The 24,958-nt window shown below is 53.3% G+C and carries 30 protein-coding genes; 17 read left to right on the forward strand and 13 right to left on the reverse strand.

Annotated elements, in window-relative coordinates; all coding sequences use genetic code 11:
- Positions 1-31 precede the first annotated feature (31 nt).
- Positions 32-517: a low molecular weight protein-tyrosine-phosphatase gene (locus tag PJE062_RS16000; RefSeq protein WP_008550626.1), complete on the forward strand. Its 486-nt coding sequence runs from the start codon at positions 32-34 to the stop codon at positions 515-517.
- A 66-nt stretch (positions 518-583) separates the two neighbouring features.
- On the opposite strand, the gene PJE062_RS16005 is transcribed toward PJE062_RS16000, so the two are convergent.
- On the reverse strand, positions 584-1,423 hold the full coding sequence (locus tag PJE062_RS16005) for a phosphatase PAP2 family protein (RefSeq protein WP_008550500.1): 840 nt from the start codon (positions 1,421-1,423) through the stop codon (positions 584-586).
- Between the two features lie 211 nt (positions 1,424-1,634).
- On the opposite strand from PJE062_RS16005, the gene PJE062_RS16010 reads away from it, so the two are divergent.
- Positions 1,635-2,237 carry a 2-hydroxychromene-2-carboxylate isomerase gene (locus PJE062_RS16010; protein WP_008550511.1) on the forward strand — a complete coding sequence of 201 codons (603 nt, stop codon included), beginning with the start codon at positions 1,635-1,637 and terminating at the stop codon, positions 2,235-2,237.
- Here PJE062_RS16010 and PJE062_RS16015 read toward each other — a convergent pair.
- Positions 2,234-3,361, reverse strand: coding sequence for a hybrid sensor histidine kinase/response regulator (locus PJE062_RS16015; RefSeq protein ID WP_008550707.1), 1,128 nt, complete (start codon positions 3,359-3,361; stop codon positions 2,234-2,236). The genes PJE062_RS16010 and PJE062_RS16015 overlap by 4 nt on opposite strands.
- 165 nt (positions 3,362-3,526) lie before the next feature.
- Between PJE062_RS16015 and PJE062_RS16020 the strand changes: the two genes are divergently transcribed.
- Genes PJE062_RS16020 through PJE062_RS16030 form a run of 3 tightly spaced genes read left to right on the forward strand, consistent with a single transcriptional unit; the run spans position 3,527 to position 6,139 of the window.
- Positions 3,527-4,489, forward strand: a complete 963-nt coding sequence (locus PJE062_RS16020) for an AEC family transporter (protein ID WP_008550672.1) — start codon at positions 3,527-3,529, stop codon at positions 4,487-4,489.
- Between the two features lie 30 nt (positions 4,490-4,519).
- Positions 4,520-5,482 carry an AEC family transporter gene (locus PJE062_RS16025; RefSeq protein ID WP_008550215.1) on the forward strand — a complete coding sequence of 321 codons (963 nt, stop codon included), beginning with the start codon at positions 4,520-4,522 and terminating at the stop codon, positions 5,480-5,482.
- A gap of 33 nt (positions 5,483-5,515) precedes the next feature.
- Positions 5,516-6,139 carry an HAD-IA family hydrolase gene (locus PJE062_RS16030; protein WP_008550223.1) on the forward strand — a complete coding sequence of 208 codons (624 nt, stop codon included), beginning with the start codon at positions 5,516-5,518 and terminating at the stop codon, positions 6,137-6,139.
- A gap of 10 nt (positions 6,140-6,149) precedes the next feature.
- Here the strand turns inward: PJE062_RS16030 and gluQRS are convergent, their stop codons facing one another.
- A complete protein-coding gene (gene gluQRS / locus PJE062_RS16035) occupies positions 6,150-7,016 on the reverse strand; it encodes a tRNA glutamyl-Q(34) synthetase GluQRS (protein WP_008550110.1) in 867 nt (288 codons plus the stop codon).
- A gap of 71 nt (positions 7,017-7,087) precedes the next feature.
- Between gluQRS and PJE062_RS16040 the strand changes: the two genes are divergently transcribed.
- The 3 genes from PJE062_RS16040 to PJE062_RS16050 are packed head-to-tail and all read left to right on the forward strand — an operon-like array spanning position 7,088 to position 8,912.
- The gene (locus PJE062_RS16040) at positions 7,088-7,729 is read left to right on the forward strand and encodes a DNA-3-methyladenine glycosylase (protein ID WP_008550690.1); all 642 of its coding nucleotides are present in this window, start codon (positions 7,088-7,090) and stop codon (positions 7,727-7,729) included.
- A 10-nt stretch (positions 7,730-7,739) separates the two neighbouring features.
- On the forward strand, positions 7,740-8,411 hold the full coding sequence (locus PJE062_RS16045) for an alpha/beta hydrolase (RefSeq protein ID WP_008550286.1): 672 nt from the start codon (positions 7,740-7,742) through the stop codon (positions 8,409-8,411).
- 27 nt (positions 8,412-8,438) lie between these two features.
- The gene (locus tag PJE062_RS16050) at positions 8,439-8,912 is read left to right on the forward strand and encodes a YbaK/EbsC family protein (RefSeq protein ID WP_008550559.1); all 474 of its coding nucleotides are present in this window, start codon (positions 8,439-8,441) and stop codon (positions 8,910-8,912) included.
- 4 nt (positions 8,913-8,916) lie between these two features.
- Here PJE062_RS16050 and PJE062_RS16055 read toward each other — a convergent pair whose 3' ends face one another.
- Complete coding sequence (locus tag PJE062_RS16055) at positions 8,917-9,129, reverse strand: hypothetical protein (protein WP_008550503.1); 213 nt, start codon at positions 9,127-9,129, stop codon at positions 8,917-8,919.
- A 159-nt stretch (positions 9,130-9,288) separates the two neighbouring features.
- Between PJE062_RS16055 and PJE062_RS16060 the strand changes: the two genes are divergently transcribed.
- Positions 9,289-9,840: a cysteine hydrolase family protein gene (locus tag PJE062_RS16060; RefSeq protein WP_008550502.1), complete on the forward strand. Its 552-nt coding sequence runs from the start codon at positions 9,289-9,291 to the stop codon at positions 9,838-9,840.
- Here the strand turns inward: PJE062_RS16060 and PJE062_RS16065 are convergent.
- Entirely contained in the window at positions 9,837-10,742 is a 906-nt protein-coding gene (locus PJE062_RS16065; RefSeq protein ID WP_008550402.1) for a polyprenyl synthetase family protein, read from the reverse strand. The two genes, PJE062_RS16060 and PJE062_RS16065, sit on opposite strands and share 4 nt — an antisense overlap.
- 298 nt (positions 10,743-11,040) lie before the next feature.
- Between PJE062_RS16065 and PJE062_RS16070 the strand changes: the two genes are divergently transcribed.
- The 3 genes from PJE062_RS16070 to PJE062_RS16080 all read left to right on the forward strand — a co-directional run bounded on the left by PJE062_RS16070 (position 11,041) and on the right by PJE062_RS16080 (position 13,264).
- Positions 11,041-12,282, forward strand: coding sequence for a cyclopropane-fatty-acyl-phospholipid synthase family protein (locus tag PJE062_RS16070; RefSeq protein ID WP_008550129.1), 1,242 nt, complete (start codon positions 11,041-11,043; stop codon positions 12,280-12,282).
- A gap of 127 nt (positions 12,283-12,409) precedes the next feature.
- Positions 12,410-12,772, forward strand: a complete 363-nt coding sequence (locus PJE062_RS16075; protein ID WP_008550659.1) for an NINE protein — start codon at positions 12,410-12,412, stop codon at positions 12,770-12,772.
- A 132-nt stretch (positions 12,773-12,904) separates the two neighbouring features.
- A complete protein-coding gene (locus PJE062_RS16080; protein WP_008550429.1) occupies positions 12,905-13,264 on the forward strand; it encodes a TM2 domain-containing protein in 360 nt (119 codons plus the stop codon).
- 139 nt (positions 13,265-13,403) lie between these two features.
- Here the strand turns inward: PJE062_RS16080 and PJE062_RS16085 are convergent, their stop codons facing one another.
- Positions 13,404-13,946 carry a carboxymuconolactone decarboxylase family protein gene (locus PJE062_RS16085; RefSeq protein ID WP_008550462.1) on the reverse strand — a complete coding sequence of 181 codons (543 nt, stop codon included), beginning with the start codon at positions 13,944-13,946 and terminating at the stop codon, positions 13,404-13,406.
- Between the two features lie 169 nt (positions 13,947-14,115).
- Positions 14,116-14,667 (reverse strand): peroxiredoxin, encoded by a 552-nt coding sequence (locus PJE062_RS16090; RefSeq protein WP_008550709.1) that lies wholly within the window; start codon positions 14,665-14,667, stop codon positions 14,116-14,118.
- A 247-nt stretch (positions 14,668-14,914) separates the two neighbouring features.
- On the opposite strand from PJE062_RS16090, the gene PJE062_RS16095 reads away from it, so the two are divergent.
- From PJE062_RS16095 to rpmF, 3 genes are all read left to right on the forward strand, one after another.
- Complete coding sequence (locus tag PJE062_RS16095) at positions 14,915-15,859, forward strand: hydrogen peroxide-inducible genes activator (protein WP_037037283.1); 945 nt, start codon at positions 14,915-14,917, stop codon at positions 15,857-15,859.
- Positions 15,856-16,572 (forward strand): monofunctional biosynthetic peptidoglycan transglycosylase, encoded by a 717-nt coding sequence (gene mtgA / locus PJE062_RS16100; protein WP_037037287.1) that lies wholly within the window; start codon positions 15,856-15,858, stop codon positions 16,570-16,572. Before PJE062_RS16095 ends, mtgA begins: the two co-directional genes overlap by 4 nt.
- Positions 16,573-16,712: 140 nt before the next feature.
- Complete coding sequence (gene rpmF, locus PJE062_RS16105) at positions 16,713-16,898, forward strand: 50S ribosomal protein L32 (RefSeq protein WP_008550278.1); 186 nt, start codon at positions 16,713-16,715, stop codon at positions 16,896-16,898.
- Between the two features lie 123 nt (positions 16,899-17,021).
- Here rpmF and PJE062_RS16110 read toward each other — a convergent pair whose 3' ends face one another.
- The 3 genes from PJE062_RS16110 to PJE062_RS16120 all read right to left on the reverse strand — a co-directional run bounded on the left by PJE062_RS16110 (position 17,022) and on the right by PJE062_RS16120 (position 19,904).
- Positions 17,022-17,654 carry a LysE family translocator gene (locus PJE062_RS16110; protein ID WP_008550282.1) on the reverse strand — a complete coding sequence of 211 codons (633 nt, stop codon included), beginning with the start codon at positions 17,652-17,654 and terminating at the stop codon, positions 17,022-17,024.
- A 167-nt stretch (positions 17,655-17,821) separates the two neighbouring features.
- Positions 17,822-18,550, reverse strand: coding sequence for an acetoacetyl-CoA reductase (gene phbB / locus PJE062_RS16115; RefSeq protein ID WP_008550593.1), 729 nt, complete (start codon positions 18,548-18,550; stop codon positions 17,822-17,824).
- Positions 18,551-18,719: 169 nt separating this feature from the next.
- Positions 18,720-19,904 carry an acetyl-CoA C-acetyltransferase gene (locus PJE062_RS16120; RefSeq protein ID WP_008550599.1) on the reverse strand — a complete coding sequence of 395 codons (1,185 nt, stop codon included), beginning with the start codon at positions 19,902-19,904 and terminating at the stop codon, positions 18,720-18,722.
- 352 nt (positions 19,905-20,256) lie between these two features.
- On the opposite strand from PJE062_RS16120, the gene phaR reads away from it, so the two are divergent.
- On the forward strand, positions 20,257-20,874 hold the full coding sequence (gene phaR, locus PJE062_RS16125; RefSeq protein WP_198136872.1) for a polyhydroxyalkanoate synthesis repressor PhaR: 618 nt from the start codon (positions 20,257-20,259) through the stop codon (positions 20,872-20,874).
- A gap of 53 nt (positions 20,875-20,927) precedes the next feature.
- On the opposite strand, the gene PJE062_RS16130 is transcribed toward phaR, so the two are convergent.
- The 3 genes from PJE062_RS16130 to PJE062_RS16140 form a co-directional block, all read right to left on the reverse strand.
- Complete coding sequence (locus PJE062_RS16130) at positions 20,928-21,632, reverse strand: isoprenylcysteine carboxylmethyltransferase family protein (RefSeq protein ID WP_208982345.1); 705 nt, start codon at positions 21,630-21,632, stop codon at positions 20,928-20,930.
- A 120-nt stretch (positions 21,633-21,752) separates the two neighbouring features.
- The gene (locus PJE062_RS16135) at positions 21,753-22,367 is read right to left on the reverse strand and encodes an HAD family phosphatase (RefSeq protein ID WP_037037290.1); all 615 of its coding nucleotides are present in this window, start codon (positions 22,365-22,367) and stop codon (positions 21,753-21,755) included.
- An 83-nt stretch (positions 22,368-22,450) separates the two neighbouring features.
- A complete protein-coding gene (locus PJE062_RS16140) occupies positions 22,451-22,882 on the reverse strand; it encodes a heme-binding protein (protein ID WP_008550174.1) in 432 nt (143 codons plus the stop codon).
- A 47-nt stretch (positions 22,883-22,929) separates the two neighbouring features.
- Here PJE062_RS16140 and ggt point away from each other — a divergent pair, with 47 nt between their 5' ends.
- A complete protein-coding gene (ggt, locus tag PJE062_RS16145; RefSeq protein ID WP_083793265.1) occupies positions 22,930-24,597 on the forward strand; it encodes a gamma-glutamyltransferase in 1,668 nt (555 codons plus the stop codon).
- Positions 24,598-24,958 lie beyond the last annotated feature (361 nt).

Genomic DNA, 24,958 nt, shown 5'->3' on the forward strand with positions numbered 1-24,958 from the left:
AATATCCAGGCAGTCAGATTTGGAGGGAGCAGTGGTCTTGTTGCAGCGTCGTGTACTGTTTGTGTGTCTTGGCAATATTTGTCGAAGCCCGTTGGCAGAGGGCGTTTTCCGTCATCATGTGAAGCAGGCTGGGTTGGAAGAGCAGATCTATGTGGATTCTGCTGGAACCGCGAGTTGGCACACTGGCAAGAAGCCGGATATCCGCAGCATCCAGACAGCGCAGAAGCATGGCGTTGATGTTTCCAATCAGGAAGCGCGCCAGCTGGAAGATGAGGACTTTGAGAAGTTCCACTACATCATCGCCATGGATGCCAGCAACCTGTCTAACATTCAGGCCAAAGCGCCATATCTGCACACAGCGAACATTCGCTTGCTGCTGCAGGATGAGCAGAAGGATGTGCCGGATCCGTATTACGGGGCGAATGAAGGGTTTGATGAGGTGTATGATCTGGTGCGGGACGGCACCTACAATCTGCTTCAGGAAATCCGTGAGGAGATGGAGCCGACAGAGATCTAGGCTTCTCTTCAGGTCATCTAGAAAAGCTCCGCAGGCGGTTGCGGAGCTTTTTTCGTTTTGGAATGTTTATTTGAACTTGCGGAAGAAGTTCTTTGTGCCGCGTGCGCACCAGCATGCTGCACTGCCGATCTTAGTGCGCAGCCAGTTGCTACCGTTGGTGAACGAGGTTTCCAGATTATTCGGCTGAGCCCAGTTTGGGGTGCGCTGATAGAGGTAGTGATAGACACCAATGATCACGAGCATGGTGATGCCCCATGAGAGCAGGGTGTCTGAAAAATAGTGCCCACCAAAGGCCACGCGGTTGGCTGAGAGAACGAAGACCAATGCGCCAATGGCTGTTGCCAGTGGAATACGCCAGGCTTTTGGGGCGATGAAGACCAGCGTGAACAGCCAGATGGAAGCTGACGCCTCGCCAGATACAAAAGAGCAGTTACTATCACAGTGGTTAGTAGGCTGCCAGACGCCGATGAATGGCAGGTCTCCGCCAAAGATGTCCGTTTGCCGTGGGCGTGGGCGACCCCACAGGTTCTTGAAGAACGCGTTGACCACAAGGCCTGGGCCGAGGATGAGCGTGGACACCACAAAAATCGGGTGGCGCAGATCCATAAGGGCTTTGATCTTAGGGAAGGCCAGCTTGATCAGCATTACCAGCAGCGACAGGCCCGCGACCCACTGAAAGAGATAGACGCCGAAGTAACGTACGCTGCGCCAGAACGGGTCTTTGGAGACCGGGAAACTGCCTTCGCCGTTGTAGAAGAAGTTGGAAGCCCAGACATCCAGTCCCGGGAAGATCAGAAATATCGCGGAGACGATAAGAATGTAGGTCAGGACTGCTGTGAAAGGTCGTTCACTGCAGAAATTGATGGTCTTCTTAAAGAATGAAGTCTTTGGGCCGTCTTGTACCACGGGAATTCCTGAGTTCTCTCTTGTGAGTTACAATGCGGTATACTTGTTTTTGAGCGTTGCGCCAATGTGCTGCCTTGAAATTCCATTGGTGCTCAGCAAGATTACGTCTCGCATCGCCAAACTCCCATATAGGGGCCTGCGAGATAATTACAAATTGCATCCATTGCCATAGGCTGCGGCTTACCGGTCTGTTGGATCAGAAAGAGAAAGAATGCCTCGGCTCGCGTTTTATTATGAATTTGCCAGCCCATACTCCTACCTGACTGCAGCGCGTATTGAGCAGCTTGCAAAGGACAGGGGGATTGAGGTGGATTGGCGCCCGATTTTGCTGGGACCGATCTTCCGCAGACAGGGGTTTGAGAGCTCTCCCTTTGTCGCGAACCAGAAGAAGGGCGCTTACATGTGGCGGGATGTGGCGCGCATTGCTGCCAATCTCGGCTTGCCATGGAATAAGCCGCGTCTCTTTCCGCAGCATAGTTTGCTGGCTTCACGCATCGCATTTGCCGGGCGTAAGGAGCCTTGGATCGGGGCGTTTACCCGGGCTGTGTTTCATATGGCTTTTGCGCTGGATGAAGACATTTCCAAGCCCGAGCTGATGATTGCGTTGCTGCGGGAGCTAGATCTGGATGCGGACAAGATCATGCGGCAGGCGGAGACTAGGGAAGTGAAGATCGGCTTGCGGGCTGCGGTTGCGGAAGCTGAGGCTCTTGGCGTGTTTGGGGCGCCGAGCATGATCACTGAGAAGGGTGAGCTTTATTGGGGCAATGACCGGCTTGATGAAGCGCTGGACGCGTCTTTCGTGCGGATCGGCTAACCGTTGCTGTGAAGCGTGCTTTCCAGCAGGCTGTAGAGTGCTGACGGGTTTATGGGTTTTTCCAGAATTTGCGCGAAGCCTTGTTTGAAGAGGGCTGGGCGGTCTTCTGGTGCAATGCTGGCGGTGATTGCAAAGCAAGCTTTTGCTCTGGTGTAACCGTTTGTTTGCATCTGAGTGAGGGTTTCGGCGCCGTTCATTTCTGGCATGTTCAGATCGAGAAAGATGAGATCTGACGGTGTTTCTTCCTGCATCTTCAGCGCTTGTTTGCCGCTGTCAGCAGTGCGCACCATCAGGCCGAATGAAGAGAAGATGGCTGCCAGCAGTTCCCGGTTCGGCTCATTGTCATCCACGACCAGCACAGACCCGGATAGCGCTGAGCGGGTGATGTTCTGCGAAGCAGGGGCCTGCTGTCTGTTCTTTTCAACTTCCTGAATAGGCAAGATGAGTTCGAAGCTGGCTTCATGTTCGGAGTTTGTGATGAGCCGCAGGTCGCCACCATTCTCGCAGGCCAAGTGCCGCGCGCTCCAGAGACCGAGGCCGTGACCATCTGATTTCCGTTTTGGTGTGGGAGCTGCATCCAGATGAGAGGCTTGTTCAGAAGAAAGACCCGGGCCAGCGTCTTTGAGTGTGACCACAATGTTGGGTTCGTGGTTTGAGAACTTGATGTGAGCGCTGAGCGTGATGGTGCCGGTGTTGCTGTAGAGGATGGCGTTATCAACCAGCACTGCCAGAATGCGTTGCAACTCATCTGAGTGTGTTTGATAGGCCGACATGGCATCACGAGACCAGCGATGGGTGAGCGTGTGGCCTGAGCTTTCTGCCTGCGGTGAGAACAGATCCACGATGTAGGTGAGCTGTTCCAGAAGTGGTCTGGCTTCCGGCTCAATTGGATGCGTACCTGTTTGGTGTGTCTCTGGTTCTGTGTGCGTTTGCAGGATGATGCCTGTCAGCTCTTCCAGAGAGCCAATGGCTTTCTGCAGGGTGTTGAGGTGATGGTGCTGCTGATCGCTGAGCGGCTCCTGGGCAATCAGGTCAGAAGCCGTTTTCATGGCGGACAGCGGTGTTTTCAGGTCGTGCACCAGTCTCGCAATATCCTGCTTTGGGGCCGGTTTGGGCGCAGGCATGAGATAACTCCTTGATCAATCCTCGAAGAAGAGCCTAAAACACTGACGGTAAAAGTTCGCCCAGTTCTGGCAAGGATCCACCGAGATTTTGTTGTTTGATGCCTGCAAGCGTATCTGCTTGTGCTCTGGGATAGTGCTGTAAGGTGGAAAGAGAGCGGACACAGAATGCTGTTTAGTACGCTGCAAGTGGTGTTTCCAATTTTTGCGACAGTGGGTGTGGGGTATGGCTTTGGCTACATTGGCCTGCTGAGCAAGCAGGTTGGCGATAACCTGAGCACCTTCTGCATCACCGTGCTTATTCCGGTTCTGATTTTCCGCACCCTTGCAACAGCTGACCTCGCCGGGTTGAGTCCTTGGGCGCTGTGGGGCGCCTATTACACCGCGCTTACGACCAGTGCTGTGTTGGGTGGCTACATGGTGCGCAAGGTGTTTAGGCGAGAGGCCAGAGCTGCCTGCATTGGCGGGTTCTCCGCGGCATTCTCCAATATGTCCCTGGTTGGCATTCCGGTGATTACCTCTGCCTTTGGGCAGGAGGCACTGGTTCCGATTTCGCTGATCATCTCAATTCACGCACCGTCTGTAACGCTGGTGTTTGTACTGGCTATGGAACGGGCTGTGGTGGTGGATGGCTATCAGGAGGCGCGGCCTTTCAAAGATGTGATGCACTCGCTGTTCAACACGTTGATCAAGAGCCCTTTGGTGATTGCTATTCTGCTGGGTGTTGGCTGGAATTTTTCAGGCTATGATCTGCCTGTGTTGCTGGATGGTGTGTTGCATCCGCTGGCAAAAGCGGCGAGCCCGGTTGCGCTGTTTTCGGTTGGCATGACGCTGCTGAACTACGGGGTGCGTGGGAACATTGCTATTGGCAGTGTGTTGAGTGTTTTGAAGATTGTGCTGATGCCAACCATGGTCTTCGCTCTGGGGGCTTATGTGTTTCCGCTTTCACCGCTTTGGGTGGCTGTGGCGACCTTGGCGGCGGCATGTCCAACCGGTGTTGTGGCGTATCTTTATGCCAGCCAGTTTGGTACCGGACATGCGATGAGTGCGAACTCCATCAGCCTGACGACCATTTTCTCAATAATCACAATGAGCTTCTGGCTTTGGATCTTAAACTTTCTGGGCTACTAAGAGGGGCTTACCATCTCTTTCGAGTTTCCCATGATTGTTCAGGTCTTCTTTGTCGTCTTTCCGATCTTTGCCCTTGTTGGCATTGGCTATGTTGTTGCCAGTGTTGGGTATCTGGATCGCGGTCTGGGCGACATTCTCAGTAAGTTCTGTGTGAACCTGCTGATCCCGATCCTGTTATTCCGTAGTCTTGGCTCTGCAAATCTCAATGGCATCTCTCCATGGGGGTATTGGGCCACTTACTACGGGTCCATGATCGTGGTTGCCTTTCTTGGTGGCCTGCTTGTTCGTGTCGGGTTTGGGCGTGAGGCACGAGCTGCCGTGATTGCCGGGCTGACGGCATCGTTCTCCAATACCGTACTTGTCGGCATTCCCTTGATCGATGCGGTTTATGGCTCTGAAGGTACACTGCTGATTTCGCTGCTCATCGTGTTCCACGCCCCGCTGACGGCTTTGACTTCTTCCATTTTGATGGAACGAGCTGTGGTGATTGATGGACACAAGGCGCCGCGCTCCAAGCAGGAGCTATTGATTGCTGTCGGCAAGGGATTGTTGGCGAACCCGATCCTTTATGGTGTTGTTGGTGGGTTGCTCTGGAATGTGTCGGGTTTGGAAATACCAAAGCTTGCAGATGATGTTTTAGCCCCACTGGCGAAAGCTGCCTCACCGGTTGCGCTGGTAGCTGTGGGGATGAGCATGGTGAACTATGGCATCCGCGGTAATCTGGCGATTGGCGGCGTTTTGGCGATTATCAAATCGATCCTGATGCCGTTTGTGGTGTTTGTTGTTGCCGCTCATGTGATTGGATTGCCGTCCGTCTGGGTGGGTGTTGCGACGTTGATCGCAGCATGTCCAACAGGCGTGTTTTCCTTCATCATGGCTAACCAGTTCGGCACTGGTCACGCCATGTCCACCAACGGCATCGCCATCACCACCGCGATCTCCGTTTTCACAGTCAGCTTCTGGCTCTGGTTCATTCAGGTGCAGGGGTATTGAGGCAATACGCCAGATGAAATTGAGGTGGGAAACATGAATGGCTGTTTGATATTTGACCTGGATGGAACGCTCGTTGACAGTGAGCCATTGTGTTCGCAGGCATTTCTGGATTTGCTGCCAGAGATTGAGTTGCCTCTTGATGAACTTATGCGACGCTTCAGAGGGCGGAAGCTCTCAGGTATTTTGAGTGACATTGAGACGATCATTGGGCGGCCTCTTCCAGAGGACTTTGAGCGAGATTATCGAACTCGTGTAGAGCATTTGTTTGATACTGAGCTGATGGCGTTTCCCGGTGTCGCCGAAGCTCTTGCAAAAATCTCGCTTCCAATGTGCATCGCTTCTAGTGGACCGCGTGCAAAGATTGAGTCTGCATTAGAGAAAACAGAGCTAAAGCGCTTTTTCGGTTCCCGAATATTTAGCTCCTATGATGTCGGGATCTGGAAGCCTGATCCGGGACTGTTTCTTCATGCTGCCCGTGAAATGCAATGTGCACCAGCGCGTTGCACTGTAATTGAAGACAGTGAGGTTGGCGTTCGTGCAGCGAAATCTGCTGGGATGCATGTCTTGAAGTTCTGCCCCGAAGTCGAGCCTCAAACTGGCTTCAGTTCATACAATCAGCTTGCTGAGCGATTGGAATCGATCTTTGAGAGTGCTTAGAAGCTGACCCTTATTTAGTACCGAGACCCAATCTCTCTCTGATCTGTGCTGGTGTGGTGTCGCTGGCTCTTAGTTCGCGGAGGGAGGTGTCTTTGGCGGATTTGGCGAGTTTGCGGCCTGTTTTGTCGAGGATGAGGTCGTGGTGCTCGTAGTGAGGTTCTGGCAAGTCCAGTAGGGTTTGCAGCAGGCGGTGGACGCTGGTGGCGTGGTAAAGGTCTTTGCCGCGTAAGACATGGGTGATGCCTTGTAGGGCATCGTCCACGACCACTGACAGGTGATAGCTGGTTGGCGTGTCTTTACGGGCCAGCACCACATCGCCCCATGCGGCGGGCTCTGCCTGTATTGCTCCGTGATGTGCCTCATCCCAGGTGAGAGATGTGCCTGCCAGCCCTATGGCTTTGGCCATGTTGAGGCGCAGGGCGTAGGGGGCATCCGAGTTTTGCAGGTCTTCTTGCTCTTGTTTAGAGAGGACGCTGTTGTCTCCGGGATAAAGCGGGGCACCGTCAGGGTCTCTTGGCCATGGGGTGGCTGAAGCGTCTTTTTCTGCAACGAAGCGTTTGATCTGGGCGCGGGTGAGGTAGGCCTTGTAAACGAGGCCCATGCTCTGCAGCTTCTCCAGCGCCTTGGCGTACTTGCCGAAATGTTCTGATTGCTTGCGGACTGGTGTTTCCCAATGCAGGCCGAGCCATTTCAGGTCTTCCAGCATATCTTCCTGCAGCTGTGGTGTGCAGCGGACGGTGTCGATATCCTCGATGCGCAGCAGGAACCTTCCGCCGTTTTGCTTTGCGGCTTCATCGTTGAGGATAGCCGAATAGGCGTGGCCGAGATGGAGGTGGCCGTTGGGAGAAGGAGCAAAGCGATAGACAGGCAAGTTCATTTGCGAAATGGTTCTACTTGGAATATGGAAAGCCTGTTTTAGAGCATCTTTGCCGACTTGAGGAGGGGGCGTTGAAACCCATAGATACGCTTGAGGATATTGAGCGGGAGTTGGCGTCCCTTGTGCAGCTGGATGAGCGGTTGGTTCGCGTGGTGGACATTGCGGGTGAGGTGCCTTTGCGCCGCCGGTCTGCGGACTTTGCGGGGCTTTGCAATATTGTTGTGGCGCAGCTGCTTTCTGTCGCCGCTGCCGCCAGCATCTGGGCTCGGCTGGAAGCGCTGGTAGTGCCGTTTGAGCCGGACGTGCTGCTTTCCAAGAGTGATGAAGAGCTGTTGGGTGTTGGCCTCTCCAATGCCAAGTTGCGCACGCTGAAGGCGATAGCTGAAGAGCTGAAGGCTGGGCTGTGCCTGAGCGAAGCGGTGGACTGGCCGGGTGAGGTGGCGCACAAGCGGCTTTGTGAGATCAAAGGCATTGGGCCATGGTCTGCCGATATCTTCCTGCTGTTTTGCGCTGGGCATCCGGATGTGTTTCCGGTTGGAGATGTGGCGTTGCAAGCCGCTGTGCAGCATGCGTTTGATCTGGAAGAGCGCCCCAAAGGAAAGGTGCTTGCCGAAATTGCCGAGGCGTGGTCTCCTCACCGTGGGACAGCAGCGCGATTGTTCTGGTCCTATTACCGTGTGATGAAAGAAGGGCGTGAGACCCTGCCGGTTTAAGGAGATACCTATGCCTCATGATCTTGAGTGCATTCGTCTGGAGCCTAGCCATGCGCCGGTTCGTAAGCTGGTGGTGTTGCTGCACGGCTATGGCGGGGATGCGGGTGATATGGAGCCGACGGCGCAGGTGTTGCGTGATGCTCTGCCGGAAACCGCTGTGGTGTGCCTGAATGGCCCGGAACCCTGCGCGCATTGGGTGGAAGGACGGCAATGGTTCGCTGCTTCTGAGTTTGATGCACGGGAGGTCTGGATTGGGGTGCAGGCTGCTGCGCCATTGATCAACCGGGTGCTGGATGCTGAGCTGGAGCATTATGGCTTGCTGGAGCGGGATATGGTTTTGGGTGGTTTCTCTCAAGGGGCTATGGTTGCGCTGCATGTTGGGCCACGTCGGTTTTCTGAAGCGGCTGGATTGCTGAGCTTTTCGGGTGTTCTGGGTGGACCGGCGCATCTGGTGGAGCAGATGGTGGTTCGGCCTCCGGTGATGCTGCTGCATGGCAGTGAGGATGACGTGGTACCTGCGGCTTATTTGGGTGCTGCGGAGGATGCTTTGGCTCATGCCGGGTTTGACGTGGAAGCGCATGAGTTGGCTGGGCTGGATCATTCCATCAACGGTGAAGCACAGGCGTTGGCACTGAAGTTTTTGAAAGAGCGGTTTGGAATTTCGGCGCAGTCGGCTATCTAAAAGAACAGATGCCAGAGGAGGGGTGTGATGTTGCAAAGTAAGCGAGCGAAGCAGTTTCAGAGTTTTCTGGATGAGCGTGGTCTTGGCCTGAAGGTGGTTGAGCTGCCGGACTCCTCCCGTTCTGCTGCGGAAGCGGCACAGGCGCTGGGCTGTGCGCAGGAGCAGATCGTCAAATCGTTGGTGTTCCAGAAGCTTGATAGTGAAGAAGCTATTCTGGTGCTGGCAAGCGGGACCAATCGTGTGAACGAAGATGCGATCTCAGCACTTGTTGGTGGGCCTATCGGGCGGCCAGATGCGAAGTTCGTCAGGAACGTTACCGGTTTCTCCATCGGCGGCATTCCTCCGCTGGGCCATAAGCAGCAGCTGACGGTGTATGTGGATGAAGATCTGCTGAGCTACGATGAAATATGGGCAGCCGCAGGCACGCCGAATGCTGTGTTCATGATGCCCGGAAATTTACCGGACATTGTGGGAGAGCATCAGGTTATCTGCGTGAAGTAGCTGGCTACATTCGGTCTTCGATCGGCCAATGAGTGTAAGCAAGGATCCAAAGGAAGATCAGGTTGACCAGAGGAACGAAGGCCAGAATGGTCCAGATCCTTGAAAAGCCAAGCCGGTTCAGGATCCTTGCCAGTGGAACGGCGACGACGAGTATCCAGACAATCATAATGACGACCTGCCAGAGGGCGAAGCCTTCCATCATCATTTCATGATCCATAAAGTGACCTCCTGTCCGTCTGCTTCGGTATCGACTATCCGTTTGATGGTCACAAAGGTCAAAGAAAATACTTATTGAATACAAATGCTTATGATTAATTCATGGGCATTTTTTAGGGGAAGTGGGAGAGGTTTTCTCTCCTTGCAGAATGAGGAAACGATGAGCACTGCGCTGATTATTATCGATGTTCAAAAACTGCTGTTTGATGCGGAACCTCAGCCGTTTGAACGGACTGAGACGATCACGCGCATCAATAGCCTGAGTGCGAAAGCGCGTAAAGCAGGCGTTCCGGTCATCGTTATCCAGCATGAGCGGGAAAATCATCCGCTGGCTTATGGCGCAGAAGGGTGGGAACTGCCGGATGATCTGGTGGTGGCGGAGAGTGATCTGAAGGTGCGCAAAACTGCGCCGGATTCCTTTTACAAAACCAACCTGAAGGATTTGCTGGATGAGCGCGGCATTACAGATCTGACGATCTGTGGGTTTGCCTCAGAGTTCTGCGTGGATACCACGTTCCGCCGTGCGGCTTCTCTCGGTTATAATCTGCGGCTGGTGAATGATGCGCACACCACGCACGACAAAGACCATGCCACAGGCAAGCAGATCAGAGAGCATCACAACAACACGCTGATCTATCTTGGTGGGTATGAGGGCAGCATTGCGGTTCTGCCGGAAGCTGAAGTTGAGTTTGTGCAGGCTGAGACTGCTTAACTCTCGCGATCTGCGATGTAGCGGGCCAGCGTCTTCAGGGTGTTGGCCTTTGCGCCGTATGGAGCCAGCAGTTCATCGGCTTCGCTGATCAGACGTGAAAGTTCCTGACGGGTGTGGCTTTCACCGAGCAGACTGACGAGGGTTGCCTTGCCAGCCTCTGCATCTTTACCCGTTGCTTTCCCTACCACTTCAGCATCGCCGGTCAGGTCCAGCAGGTCATCTGCCAGCTGGAAGGCCAGACCAATGATTTCACCAAAGCGGGTGAGGCGGGCGATGTCATCATCAGAGGCATTTGCCAGAATTGCGCCAGCGCGGCAGGCGTAGCGGATTAAAGCGCCGGTTTTCATGGCCTGAAGCTGGCGGATCTCTGCTTCGGTTCTGTCGCGATGTTCTGAGGCAAGGTCAAGCATCTGACCACCTGCCATGCCGCCAATGCCAGAAGCACGTGCCAGTTCCTGAGAGAGGCGCAGGCGGATTGCTGCGTCCGGGTGGACCTGCTCGTCTGCGATGAAATCAAATGCGATGGTGAGCAGGGCGTCGCCTGCAAGGATCGCGGTGGCTTCATCAAACGCTTTGTGCGTTGTCGGGCGGCCACGGCGCAGATCATCATCGTCCATTGCCGGCAGATCGTCATGGGCGAGGGAGTAGCAGTGAATGCATTCCAACGCAGAGGCTGCAACCAGCGTGCCTTCGTCCTCATGACCAAACAGGCGGGCTGCTTCGACCATCAGAACCGGGCGCAGGCGCTTGCCACCGGACAAGGCTGCATAGTTCATCGCTTCCAAAAGGCGTTCGGGGCGGGCTACTTCCTGAGGAAGGACTTTCTCTCCCAGAAGAGAGGTGAGCTTTTCTTCAAGAGACTGAGCGGTTTCGGTGATGACCGATTTCAAAGCAACAGACACAGAACCCCATCCTAAACGAGCAATAAAGTACAGCAGAATTGAAAGCGCTTACCAAAGCGGCAGATATTAGTTTGTTCGTTTGTCCTGAAAACTGCCAAAGGTCAAGCAAAATGGCGCGTTTACGTAAGGGCTCTGCAGTTTTTCATCCTTTGAATATTGGGGTGAGATTTCCTGCGGAGTTGCTTTGTGACGGTTTTTTTCATTAGGTTAAATCGAAAGTTACCTAAGGTCATATAATAAGAGCCTCGCAACAAGGCGCCCTAATAAGTCAGCTATAAGAGATGATAGGGGAATAGAAATGCGTGCACTTTCGAAGATTTTGTCGAATTTTGTCCAGAAAGGGCAACTTACAATTTTTGATGCCAAAGACCGAAAATACGTTTTTGGTGATGAAGATAGCGGTCCCTCCGCCGCTCTGCGTTTTCACAGTAAGAAGCTTCCCTATACGCTTCTGATTGATCCCGAACTGAAAGCCGCCGAAGCTTATATGGATGGCTTGATCACCATGGAACCGGGGTTCACTCTGAATGATCTGGTTGCCGTGTTCATGGCGAACGACGGTCTGCTTACAGAACATCCGCTCCAGCGCATTCTCACTTTCATGAAAGACGGTCATACACGGCGACGTCTTGGCCTGAACCTGAAAAAGAACAAAGCTCAGGTGCGCCATCACTATGACCTTTCAACCGACCTCTATCGTCTGTTCCTTGATGACGGGCTCAATTATAGCTGTGCTTATTACCGGACGCCGGAAGATACGCTTGAGGAAGCCCAACAGGCCAAGCTGGATCATATTGTTGCCAAGCTGGATCTGAAACCGGGCATGACTGTGCTGGAAATTGGTGGCGGCTGGGGCTCTCTGGCCATTCGTATGGCGCAAGCTGGCGCGCAGGTGACATCTCTTAATGTTTCTACCGAGCAGATCAAGATTGCTGAAGAACGGGTGAAAGCTGCTGGCCTTGAAGGCAAGGTTGAGTTTGTCTGTTTGGATTACAACGAGTTTGAGGGCGAGTTTGACCGCGTTGTTTCCGTTGGCATGATGGAGCATGTAGGCCACGGCAATCTGGGTGCCTACTTCACCAAGGTCAGAGATTGTCTGAAGCAGGATGGCTATGCGGTCATTCACTCGATCGGCCGCAGTGGTCCTCCGGGTGTGACGGGTCCATTCCTGACCAAGTACATCTTCCCCGGCGGGTATTGTCCTGCACTTTCCGAAACATTTGCAGATATTGAAAAAACAGGCCTTTGGGTTTGTGACAACGAGATCCTGCGGCTGCATTACTATTACACGCTGCGGGACTGGCGCCTGAACTTTGAACGCAATCGTGACAAGATCAAAGAACTGTATGATGAGCGCTTCTGCAAAATGTGGGAGTTCTATCTGTCAGGCTGCGAAATGAACTTTCTGCATGGCCGGTTGATGGTGTTCCAGCTCATCCTTTCCAAAGAGCGGGATGCTGTGCCGATCATTCGTGACTTTATTGGAGACAATGAGCAGGCGATGATCTCCCATAGGGATGATCGTAGAAAATCTGCTTAAGCTGCTGTGCTTTCAAGAGGTGACCCTGGGATAAGTTCCGGGGTTTCTTGGGTTGGATCATTGCTCCTGCTGAAATCATTGGCTACTTTCCGCATGTTTCAAATGTATGGGTGAAAGCAGGTCGTTGGTGTTTGATGATATTCCATTGCCTTCGCAAAAGCGGCGAGAAGGCATTTTCAACTTTTCCGAACCGGGCAAGTCCACGGCCTATGCCATTCTGTTCGGGCTTTTGCTTGGGCAGTTCGCAGCGCATCGGTTTTATCTGCGCAAGCTGGGCAGTGCCGTTGTCATCAACTGCCTGAACATCACGGCTGTTCTGATCCTCATCCCGCTTCTGCTGGGGCTGGAGGGGCGTGATTTGATTACAAGCCTCACTACTGGAGAATGGATTGGTTTTGGCATTGCCATTGGGATGGCGATGATCGCGAACATATGGGTGTTCGTCGATCTGATTGTGCTGATCGTGCTGCTTGTGCGAGAGAGCTTTTAGGCTCGTAGTACTTGATGCTTTTGCTTGGGTAGAAATTTCAGCTGGTAGATTGGTGCCCTGAATATCGAGTGATGTGTTGATCGATAAGGCGTGCCAGCCTTTGGGTGTGACTGAAGCACAGCTGAGGTGGTCATGAGCGATCGAAGCACAATCTCGCCTGCCAACAGAGGCTTTTTCTATCTCAAGAACCCGCATAAGTCTGCGGGGATGACAGTGTTCCTCTCCCTTTTTCTGGGTGGCTTCGGGCTGCACCGGTTTTATCTGGGCAAACCGCTCAGCGGTGCGGTGATGCTCATTCTTTCTTTGGTTACGCTTGCTTTGATTGCCACTGGTCTCAACCAACTTGAAACACTGGAGCCAAACGGGATGCTGGCGGTTGTTAGCGGGGCTCTGGGGTTTGGGATGATTGTATCTGCCTGGGCGCTGGTTGATCTGCTGATTATTCTGGTGGGTGTGTTCAGTGCACCGGCCCATCACGATGAGGTTTGCTAGGGTTAGGCAAAGAAAAAGCCGAAGCTGGGGGGCTTCGGCTGAGCTCTTAGAGCGAGTTTGGTATCGCCCGTTATTCGGGGCACGAACAATCCTGGGAGGGGATCAGACCGGGCGACACGCTTAGGAGAGGCGCTTGTGATTATTCAGCTGCTTCCAATTCCAGTTCTGATGCTTCAAGGGCGACTGCAGCAGATTGGATGATTGATGCGAAACGAACAGCTGTTTGAACCATCTCGGCAGTTACTCCGGCTTTGCGCAGGATAGCTTCGTGGCTATCGATGCACATGCCACAGCCGTTGATGGCGGAAACAGCAAGCGACCACAATTCAAAATCGACTTTGTCTACGCCAGGCTTACCAATCACGTTCATGCGCAGTTTGGCAGGCATTGTGCCGTACTGATCATTCGAGGAGAGGTGTACGAAGCGGTAGTAGACGTTGTTCATGCTCATGATTGATACAGCAGCTTTGGCAGCGCTCATCGCTTCTGGAGACAGGTGCGGAGCAGCTTCTGTGATCAGGGCCTTCTTTACGTCGTTGTTGCGGGTGGCGATGGCGCAAGCAACGATCAGGCCGTACTTCTGTTGAGCAGTCAGAGATTCATCAGTTGCCATAGAACCAAGATTCAAACGAACATCCTTAGCGAAGTCGCCAAGGCGGGATTTCAAGGTATCGATGGACATGATGCTTCTCCTAATGATTTTGGCAATGGGCCACGTGCAAAGTGATGTTTTGACTTATTTGGCGCGTATTCTTTTCCGAAGTCTGTTTTATGTTTTTCGGGAATACGTTTGAGGAGCCGGAGCCTGCGATTTTTCGCTTTATGTGCTCCGGCTTCTGATCCTTCCGGACTTAAGCTGCGATTACGTCGCCGCCTACTTCACGGTTGCAAGGGCAGAGTTCGTCGGTCTGCAGAGCGTCCAGAACACGCAGGGTGTCTTTCGGGTTACGGCCAACGTTCAGGTTGGTTGCGTAAACGTGCTGGATGGTGTTCTCGTTGTCGACGATGAAGGTGTAGCGGTAAGCAACGCCTTCTGGAGCGCGAACGCCGAGGCCGTCGATCAGGGAACCGTTGGTGTCAGCGAATGCCCAGATTGGCAGCTTGTCGAGATCTGGGTGATCACGGCGCCATGCCAGCTTACAGAATTCGTTGTCGGAGGAACCGCCGAGAACAACTGCGCCACGGTCTTCGAACTCACCAGCGAGGCGAGCGAATTCAGCGATTTCAGTTGGGCAAACGAAAGTGAAGTCTTTTGGGTAGAAGAAGATTACTTTCCACTTACCTTCGAAGCTCTTTTCAGTGATTGCTTCAAATGCGCTTTCGCCGTTTTCTTCGTGGTTGTTGAAACCAGGCTTAACGCCAACTACTTCAAATTCTGGAAGCTTTTCGCCGATACCGAGCATGGTACTCTCCTAAATATGGAATGACGCCAGAGCGCGTCGATTAGTGATTCTCATGAAGACCTAGAAAACTGCGTCTTCGTTGGGGTCTTTATGCAACTCTTGATTTGATCGGTCAAAACGATAATAACGAAGAAGTCGATCGATTTTTTCGATGGACATGCTAAGTTCTATCGGGATTGGCCGAATTCCGCCAAAACTTAGAGAGATTCTAATCTACAGGCTTTGATCTGTGTCATCTGGTCGCACGATGTTACCCACATTAAAACAGCTTCAGTACTTCAAAACTCTGGCCAAACACCTGTCTTTTTCAAAGGCGGCGGAGGCTTGTTTCATCACGCAATCAACGCTTTCTGCCTCAATCAAGCAGTTGGAAGGCATTCTTGGATGTGAGCTGCTGGATCGCTCTGGGCGCACGCTGGTGCTGACTGAGGCGGGCGAGAGTGTGCTGGAGAAGGCATCGCTGCTTTTGCGGGATGCGGAGGATCTCGTTCAGGGTGTGCAGGCGCAGAACAAGCCGTTGTGTGGTCGGTTCCGGCTTGGGGTGATCCCATCGGTTGCTCCGTTCCTGTTGCCGCGTTTTTTGCCTCAGCTGCGGGATCTCTATCCAGAGTTGCAGCTGTTCCTGCGTGAGGACATCTCCCGCAATCTGATGATTGCTTTGCGAGAAGGGCGTATTGATGCGGCCCTGATGGCGCTGCCCTATGACACTACGGGGTTTGAATCTGCGGAGATCGGAAGCGATGCTTTCTATCTGGCTGTGCCGGGTGCGCATCCGCTGGCGGGCCTGAGTGAAGTGCTGATGGAAGATCTTGCGAATGAGGTGTTGTTGCTGCTGGAAGATGGTCACTGTTTGCGAAACCACGTGCTTGCCGCAGCGGGAGGGCGCATGTTGACCGCGAATGAGGATGTACAAGCCACATCTTTATCAACACTTGTGCAAATGGTGGATAACGGTATTGGCGTCACTTTGGTGCCACGTATTGCAGTAGATGCAGATATCGACCGCGGGACCTCTTTGAAGCTGATCAAGATTGCCGATCCCAAAGCGCGCCGGACGATTGGAATGGTCTGGAGGCGCAAATCTTCTTTTGAAGGAAATGCAAAATTACTTTGCAAGGCTCTGGAACGCTTTATGGTTGAAACTCAAAGAGACGTCTCGGTTCCTCAAGATGTATCGGAGAAGAGTGCTTGAAGAAAGCGCGATCAAAGGAGAAACCAGAGCCACTCAAGCGCAGAATAAAGCGTTGGGCGCTCCGTACTTTAGGGGTGCTGGTGGCTTTGCCAGTGGTGCTGACGCTGCTGTATACGGTGGTTCCTCCTTACTCCAGTCTCATGCTGCTTCGTACTGTGACTGGACAACCCGTTTGGCGTGAATGGGTTCCTTTGGAAGAAATTTCCGTTAATTTACAAAGATCTGTGGTTGTGTCCGAGGACGCTACCTTCTGCAAACACGGCGGCGTGGACTGGTCTGCGGTGCGTGGGCAGGTGGGCAAACTGTTTGAAGGCAAGCGCCCGCGCGGTGCCAGCACGATCACCATGCAAGTAGCGAAGAACCTGTTTCTCTGGAACGACCGGGATTATGTGCGCAAGGTGCTGGAGGTTCCGCTGGCTATGCTGCTCGACACGGTGTTGTCGAAGCGGCGGGTGCTGGAGATCTACTTGAACGTGGCTGAATGGGGTCCGGGGATTTTTGGAGCGGAAGCTGCCTCGCGAACTTTCTTTGGGAAAAGTGCTGCAAAACTTTCTGCGACTCAGGCCTCTTTGCTGGCGACAGCGCTTCCGAATCCGATTGCCAGAAATCCCGCAAAACCTAGCTCTGGACATCGCAGGCTGGCCGGTATAAACCGTAGCCGAGCTCAGGTGGCCGGCGATGTACTTAGCTGTATTTCGGCGACGGAGAGGTAGTGCGAAATTATTTTCGTTTTATGACTGGCAAATCCTTCGGTTTGCCTGTATAACCCCCGCCATTCTGACAGATTGTGTATTTCGCACGTTGACGCCGCGCTTGAGTGGCGCGTGCGTATGTGACGAGAGAGAGAGCTACGATGGCTGTTCCTAAGAAAAAGGTTACGCGTATGAAGCGCGGCTTCCGCCGTTCTGCTGACGCTCTGGCACAACCAACATACGTGGAAGACAAGGATTCCGGCGAACTGCGTCGCCCACACCATGTTGACCTGAAAACTGGTATGTACCGGGGTCGTCAGATCCTTCAGGCCAAAGACGACGTCTAAGACTGAAGCGATCATCGCGATTTAAAGATCAGGCCGTCCCTTGGGGCGGCTTTTTCTTTTTGTGGTGTCTCATCAAATGCAAAAAAGGCCGCGCTGTGAAAGGGCGGCCTTTTTGCTTTGGAGTTAGCGCTGGCTTTCAAAGGCCAGTCTTGCGGCGAGGCCTGCAAAGACTGCCCCTAAAACATAGTTTGCCAGAAACTTAAGCTTTCCATTACCTCCCAGCGTTCGCATCATATGATTTGCAGTGACGATGACTGTTCCATTGATAAAGAAGCCGACAGTGTTCAGGACTGTTGCGAGGATCATAATCTGTATTGCGACGTTTCCCGTTTCTGGTTTCACAAATTGAGGGAACAACGCCAGAATAAAGATAACCATCTTCGGATTAAGCAGATTGGTTAGAAGACCCTGACGGAACATTTGAACGGAAGAGTGCGTCTTACTTTCGAGAGGAGTGCTGGCACTCTCTGGCTTTGCGGTGAATGCTTTCCAGGCAAGAAACAGCAAATAAGCAGCGCCAACGAACCGGACAGTGTCGTAAGCGATGGGAACCGCGAGGAAGAGCTGAGAAAGGCCCAATGCTGCTGCCAGCGCATGGATGTAGGTCCCAGTGGCAATTCCCGCAAAGGTGGCTAGTCCGGCTCGTCTGCCTTGTGCTGCGCTGCGAGAAGCAATCAGAAGCATGTCTGGGCCGGGCGTTGCGGTAAGAGCAAAAGAAGCTGCTGTGAACAGAAGCAGCGTTGAAAGATCTGGCATCGCGAATCCACCCCGTTGGTATGCAAACGAGGGGTCTTATCGAATTTACCTGATTGCAGCAATTATGTTGGAGCTGGTCAGGATGTTTCAAACAAAAAACCGCCCCATGGAGAGGCGGTTTTGTAATTTTCATATTTTGAGAGCGGGAAGGCTCTCCAGACGCCGTTTTAGCCGTTGGCGACGTATTGGGCGCCGTTGATGGTCATGACGGAGCCTGTGACGAAGGCTGCGGCGGAGGAGGCGAGGTAGCAGACCATGCCTGCGATCTCTTCTGCCTTGCCGAGGCGTCCAACCGGGATCTGACCAATAATGCTTTCCAGAACCTTCTCAGGCACAGCTGCCACCATGTCAGTGTCAATGTAACCCGGGCAGATGCAGTTTACTGTGATGCCCTTGCGCGCGGTTTCCTGCGCCAGTGCTTTGGTGAAGCCGATCACGCCTGCTTTTGCTGCGGAATAGTTGGTCTGGCCGATCTGGCCTTTCTGTCCGTTGATGGAAGAAATGTTGATGATGCGGCCTGCGCCACGCTCGCGCATACCATCCAGAACCGGACGGCTCATGGTGAACATGGAGTCCAGATTGGTTTTCATCACTGCGGACCACTGGTCGTAATCCATTTTGTGGAACCAGCCATCGCGGGTGATGCCCGCGTTGTTTACAAGAACCTCGACCGGGCCGAGTTCTTCTGTCACCTGAGCAATACCTGCTTCGCAGGCTTTAGGGTCCGCTACATCCCATTTGAAAACACTGATGCCGGTTTCTGCGCTGAATTTTTCAGCTGCTTCCGTGTTGCCTGCATAAGTTGCTGCAACTGTGTAACCTGCATCCTTCAACCCTTTGGAAATTGCTGCGCCGATGCCACGCGTTCCTCCGGTTACAATCGCTACCCTGCTCATCGATATACTCCCCGCCTTAGGAATAAAATATTGGAACCCACCTCTACAGGTAATAATAATGACGGAGCAAAGACAACTCCGTCATTAGTTAGGGAATTGACTTGAACTTTACGCAGGGACCATAAAGCTCAATTATTCCAATTGGGTGACAATACTACCTATGTTGAGGTTATTTTCTCTCAACACACAGTGCGATACCCATGCCTCCACCAATGCAAAGAGTTGCAAGGCCCTTTTTCTTCTCTTCACGCTTCATTTCGTGCAGCAGAGTAACAAGTACACGTGCGCCGGATGCTCCGATAGGATGACCCAGAGCGATTGCGCCACCGTTGACGTTGAGCTTGTCTGAGTCGATTCCCAGCTCCTGACCAACTGCCAGTGCCTGTGCAGCGAATGCTTCGTTTGCTTCCACCAGATCCAGATCTTCAATGGACCAGCCAGCTTTTTCGAGTGCCTTCTTGGAAGCAGGGATCGGGCCGAGACCCATGTATGCAGGATCAACACCGGCGGTTGCCCAGGACTTGATGGTTGCCAGCGGGGTGAGGCCACGCTTTTCAGCTGCTTCTGCGCTCATCAGAACCAGAGCTGCTGCACCATCGTTGATGCCGGATGCGTTTGCTGCGGTTACAGTGCCTTCCTTTTTGAATGCCGGACGCAGTTTCTGCATGGATTCAATGTTGGCGCCTACGCGGATGTATTCATCATCTTCTACCACACGCTCAGCTCTGCGCTCTTTCACGGTGATTGGAGTGATTTCGTCTTTGAACTTGCCAGCCTTCAGTGCAGCTTCTGCTTTGTTCTGAGAGGAAACAGCGAATTCGTCCTGTGCTTCACGGGTGATCTGGTACTTTTCTGCGATGTTTTCTGCAGTGATACCCATGTGATAGCCCTGGAACGCGTCGATTAGGCCGTCTTTGAGCATGGTGTCGGTCATGGAATAGTCGCCCATTTTTACACCCGCCCGCAGGCTCTGGCAGTGTGGGGACAGGGTCATGTTTTCCTGACCGCCTGCAACGATGATGTCTGCATCGCCGGACTGGATCTGCTGCATGCCCATGGCGACTGCGCGCAGGCCTGAGCCACAAACCTGGTTGATGACGATTGCAGTCGAATCATCTGCCATGCCAGCGTTGAGTGCTGCCTGACGTGCCGGGTTCTGACCAAGACCAGACGTGAGTACGTGACCGAAGATGACTTCGTTGACGTCGTTTGCTTCCACTTTTGCCTGATCAAGAGCTGACTTGATAACTGCGGTGCCAAGATCCTGAGCTGGGGTGTTGGCGAAGGAACCGTTGAAGGACCCGATTGGGGTACGTGTTGCGCTTACAATTACAACATCATTAGGCGAGGTCATGAGCAATTCTCCAATATTTGTGCAATGCGGGACTTCTTGTTCTCACGCAAATCACCAGGGCGGGCAGCCATGCTGGTGCATTGCAGCATAAGACGTCCTTCGAACTCGTAGAATACCTAATGGGCAGACTATTCAATTTGTAGGGGGTAAAGCCAGATGAATTCGATAAATCCAATTAAGACCATAGTTCACCTATGAAACTGCTGGCGTGAAAGGTGGGATATGGCTTACTCTGCGGCTTACTAGTTAATCCCGTATGTAAAAAAATATGGGATAAGGGGGGAGCTGGTTGGAGCAAATTGGGATAGTGTTCCTGATCAGCCGTAATAGCGCATTGAGGTACTCAAATCTGATGGCTAAGACAAGCGAAGCCACTATCATCAAGAAGTACGCCAACAGGCGGCTCTATAATACTGGAACCAGCACTTACGTGACTCTTGAGGATCTGGCGGTGATGGTGAAGGATGAAGAGGACTTCGTCGTCATCGACGCCAAGTCGGGGGATGATATCACTCGTTCCGTGCTGACGCAGATTATCTTTGAGCAGGAAAGCAAGGGCCAGAACCTGCTGCCGATCACTTTCTTGCGGCAGCTGATCCGCTTTTATGGCGACAGCATGCAGAACCTGGTGCCGAGTTATCTGGAATTTTCCATGTCTTCGCTCACCCGTGAGCAGGAGAAGCTGCGTTCGCAGATGAGCCAGAACTTTGGTACGTCTGCGTTTGAAGTGCTGGAAGATCAGGTGAAGCGCAATGCGGATATGTTTGATCGTGCGATGAAGATGTTTCTGCCGTTTGACGGGACGGCGGGCGCAGATGATGCAGCACAGCAGAAGGCTCCTGAACCAGAGCCAGCGCCGAAACCGGCTGAACCTCAGCCAAGCAGCGGCGATATCTCTGATCTGAAAGAGCAGCTGGCGGAAATGCAGAAGCAGATTGCAGCTCTTGCAGAGGCCAAAAAAGACGCCTGATCTGCTGACATCATTGCAAGATTACAGAAGCCGGAGGATCCCCTTTGGCTTTTTTAGTAGATCCAAGGGAACAGGCGGCAGCGGACATTTTCTGAGTAGGTGGTGTAGCCGTCGACATTTTTGGCGAGGGCTTTTTCTTCATGTCTCATCAGTGGCAGGAAGCCGAGGATGACCAGTGGGATGGCCAGTAGGGCGAAGAGCTTTGAGCCCAGTATCATGGAGAGCCCTGCGATGCAGAACATGATGCCGAGATACATGGGGTGGCGAACCAGCGCATAAGGGCCGCAACTGTCAAAGCATTGCTGCTTGTTGATCTCGATATGTGGTGTGGGCTGTGCGAACGGGCTTTTGCTGAAGGTCCAGACGATGAGCGCGACACCGCAGAGGAAGAGGAACAGGCCTCTGAGGATTGGTTTTACGTCTCCTGTTTGCGGCAGGATCTGCCAGACGTGGGCGTCTAAAGCTGCGAGGAAGAAGTAGATGAAGACGGCTCCGAAGAGAATGCCGGTGGCGCGTTTGTCTGCCCTGAGCTTTTTGGTGGGCAGTGTGGTGCGCTCTTTGAACAGCCACGGATTGATGCGGGCGAGCCAGAGGCCGACGCCGACCTGAGCGAAGTAGACCAGCGCCACGATCATCCAGCCACGTGGCCAAGCCAGGGTTGAGCCTGCGAAGGCGATGGATGGTATGATCGCCAGTGCTACGAATATGGCCAGAACCGCTGAGCTTATGATCAAACGCAGGTACAGATTTCTCTCCAACTTGGTTTGCGTGTGTCGCAACAGTTGTAAGCTTAAGGAGAGAAATCGTCTTTGAGGCGAACTGATTGCTCGGCTGCTGAATACCCGGTTAGTGGGATATTTCGAATTTGCAGAACAAGGCTAGTTGATCAGACCCAGAGTGCGGATGTAGCTGGCAAAAGCTGGTTCTGTGGTGAACTGATACGCTGTGAGACCGGCTTCGCGGGCGCCTTCCACATTGTCAAGGCGGTCATCCACGAAGAGGCTTTCTTCCGGTTGGAAGCCATATTTCTCGCAGACTGTCAGGTAGATGTTCGGGTCAGGCTTGCGGGTGCCAAACTCTGCGGAGGCGTGGCCGCGGTCGCCGAAGATTGGCTCCAGTGCTGGAGCGACTTCGTAGAGCGCATCTTTGAGCATCATGCCGTTGTTGGTCAGCAGGGCGACTTCGTGGTTCTGCTTGATAGCCTCAACGTGAGAGAGCATATCCGGCCACTCGGTCATCATATCGCGGCGAATTTTGACCCACGTTTCACGTGAAATAGGATGGCCCAGAAGCTTTTGATACTGCGAGAGATATTCCTCTGGGGTGTTAGGTGTACCTGCCTCGGCTGCATTCTCTTCCGGTCCTTTGAAGACGATGGCGTCAATTTCGTCAGCCGGTTTGCCGGTCATTTGTGAGAGGACTCCGAGACGGTAAGGGTGATCGTAATCGTAAAGGACATTGTCCATATCAAAAATAACAAAGCGAATGGGCATGGGAACCAACCTGAAAAGAAGTGAACCTAAGAGCGTGGGCAGTTGCCGGGGCAATATAATCCAGCAACTGCGGTAATGTTGTGTCAGCCTGCGTCGGCGGTGAAGCCTGCTGCTTCGATGCCTGCAATGGCTGATGCTTCGTCGTTTTCGGAAGTGTCGCCGGTGATGCCAACTGCGCCGAGGATGTCGCCTTCAGCATTGCGCACCAGCACGCCGCCTGGGACAGGCACAATGCCGCCGCCTGCTACGCCGTTGAGGGCCTGCACAAAGTGAGGGCGGCTCTGGGCGTTTTCGTTGAGCCAACGAGACCCTGCACCAACAGCAACTGCGCCGTAGGCTTTGCCCATTGCGATTTGTGGACGCAAAATGGATGAACCATCCTGACGTTCGAGAGCAACCAGATGGCCGCCAGCATCCAGTACAGCGACGGTGAGAGGTTTGAGGCCAAGCTCACTTCCTTTTGTCTGCGCTGCGGAGATGATTGTGCGGGCATGCTCAAGATTGAATTGCGTCATAAGTATTTCCTGATAGTTTTTGCTGAATCACCCTGTTTTAGCAGAGGATGATGATGCGGGGTATTCTTCGTTGGAGGAGCGGAAATACTCTGCCAAAATACAAAGAGGGATTTTTCGTGTTTAGAGATTTTCATGCTCCAGGTCGCTCTGCTGTTTATGCTCCGCATGCAATGGCAGCGACATCCCATCCATTGGCTACCAATGCAGCGCTCGAAATTTTAAGGGAGGGCGGCACTGCTGCTGATGCTGCGGTTGCTGCGATGGCAGTGTATGCTGTGGCTGAGCCGCATATGACAGGTATTGGCGGTGATTGCTTTGCCATTGTCGCGCAGCCGGATGGAACGCTGTCGGGCATGAACTCTTCTGGCCGTGCTCCTAAAAACGTAAGTGCTGACAAGCTGATAGCGGATGGTCTGCTGGATATTGAGCCGCATTCTGTCCATGCCATCACCGTTCCTGGCGCTCTGCGTGGCTGGGAGAAGATGCTCAAGGATCACGGCAAGTTTTCCTTTGAGCAAGTGCTTCAGCGCGCCATTGGTTATGCGCGTGACGGATATGCCGTCAGCCCACGTGCGGCCTTTGATTGGAAAGAGGCAGTTGATTTTCTCAAACGCGATGAAGGTGCAACGGAGCTGTTCCTGAAGGATGGACGTGCCCCTGTTGCTGGTGAGGTGATGCGGAACCCGCAACTGGCAGAAACGCTGGAAGCAATCGCCAAAGGTGGTGCAGATGCGTTCTATCATGGGCCGATTGCTGAAGAGATTGCAGCAGTTGTGCAATCCAAGGGCGGATATCTGACCGCTGAAGACCTTGCTGCACATGAAGCTGTAGACCTGATGCTGGTGACAACGGACTACCGTGGAGTAACGGTGGCTGAATTGCCGCCGAACGGGCAGGGCATCATCGCGCTTGTTATGCTGGAGCTGATGAAGCGGTTTGACTGGGCTGACCTGGATCCTATGGGGCCAGAGCGCTTCCATCTTCAGATGGAGATCGCCAAGCTTGCTTACTCAGGCCGGGATCGTTTTCTGGCTGATCCGGAGTTCATGGAGCATGATCCGCAGGCCTTCCTTGATCCTGATTACATTGATAGTTTGGCAAAACTCATCCGCACGGATGCTGTCTTGCCGCGTCAGCCTGAAGACGTGCTCTCACCAAAGTCCGATACGGTTTATCTGAGTGTGGTTGATGAGAATGGTCTGGCCGTTTCCTTCATCAACTCCATCTATCACGGGTTTGGTTCTGGCATTGCTGCGCCAAAGTCTGGTGTTCTGCTTCAGAACCGCGGGGCATGCTTCACGTTGGAAGCGGATCATCCCAACCAGATTGCTGGTGGCAAGCGGCCAATGCACACCATCATTCCGGCCATGGCGCTGAAAGATGGACTGCCTTACATGAGCTTTGGCGTGATGGGGGGCGGCTATCAGCCATGCGGCCATGCCCACGTGCTTTCCAACCATCTGGACTACGGCATGAACATGCAGGAAGCGATTGATTGTCCGCGTATGTTTATCGACGAGAAGTCCCTGTCATTGCAGGCGGAAACCAGTGTTCCGGCGGAAACTGTCGAAGCCCTGAAAGCGCTGGGTCATGAGGTAACTATCGTAGCCTCTCCAATCGGCGGCGGTCAGGCCATCATGTTCGACCGCGCCAATGGCGGCGGTCTGATTGGTGGCTCCGATCCCCGCAAAGACGGCTGCGCGCTGGGCTATTAAGCGCAGGTGTTTAATTGGGGTAGGCGATAACGGTACCTTTTGGCGTCATCCCGGGCGAAGCGTAGCGTAAACCCGGGACCCATACTCCCGGTGCCGGAGATTGGTCGAATACCTTAGTTAAATGGCAGGGTTAGGGGGTATGGATCCCGGCTCGGGGGCCGGGATGACACCGGCGCGAATGGCGGATCTCAAAAAACTTATCCCCCTTGCTTGAAAGTCTGCCCATACTAAACGCATGCCTACGTAACGGGCTGCTGGCGGAGCGACCGTCAGTGTGTCGTAGGCTGGGCGGGGCTATCGGAAGAGGTAACGCAGCTTTCGGTGGTCCGGTGAACCGAACTTCAAACGTGGCCGCATGGTT

This window comes from Pseudovibrio sp. JE062 (genome assembly GCF_000156235.1).
GTDB lineage: Bacteria > Pseudomonadota > Alphaproteobacteria > Rhizobiales > Stappiaceae > Pseudovibrio.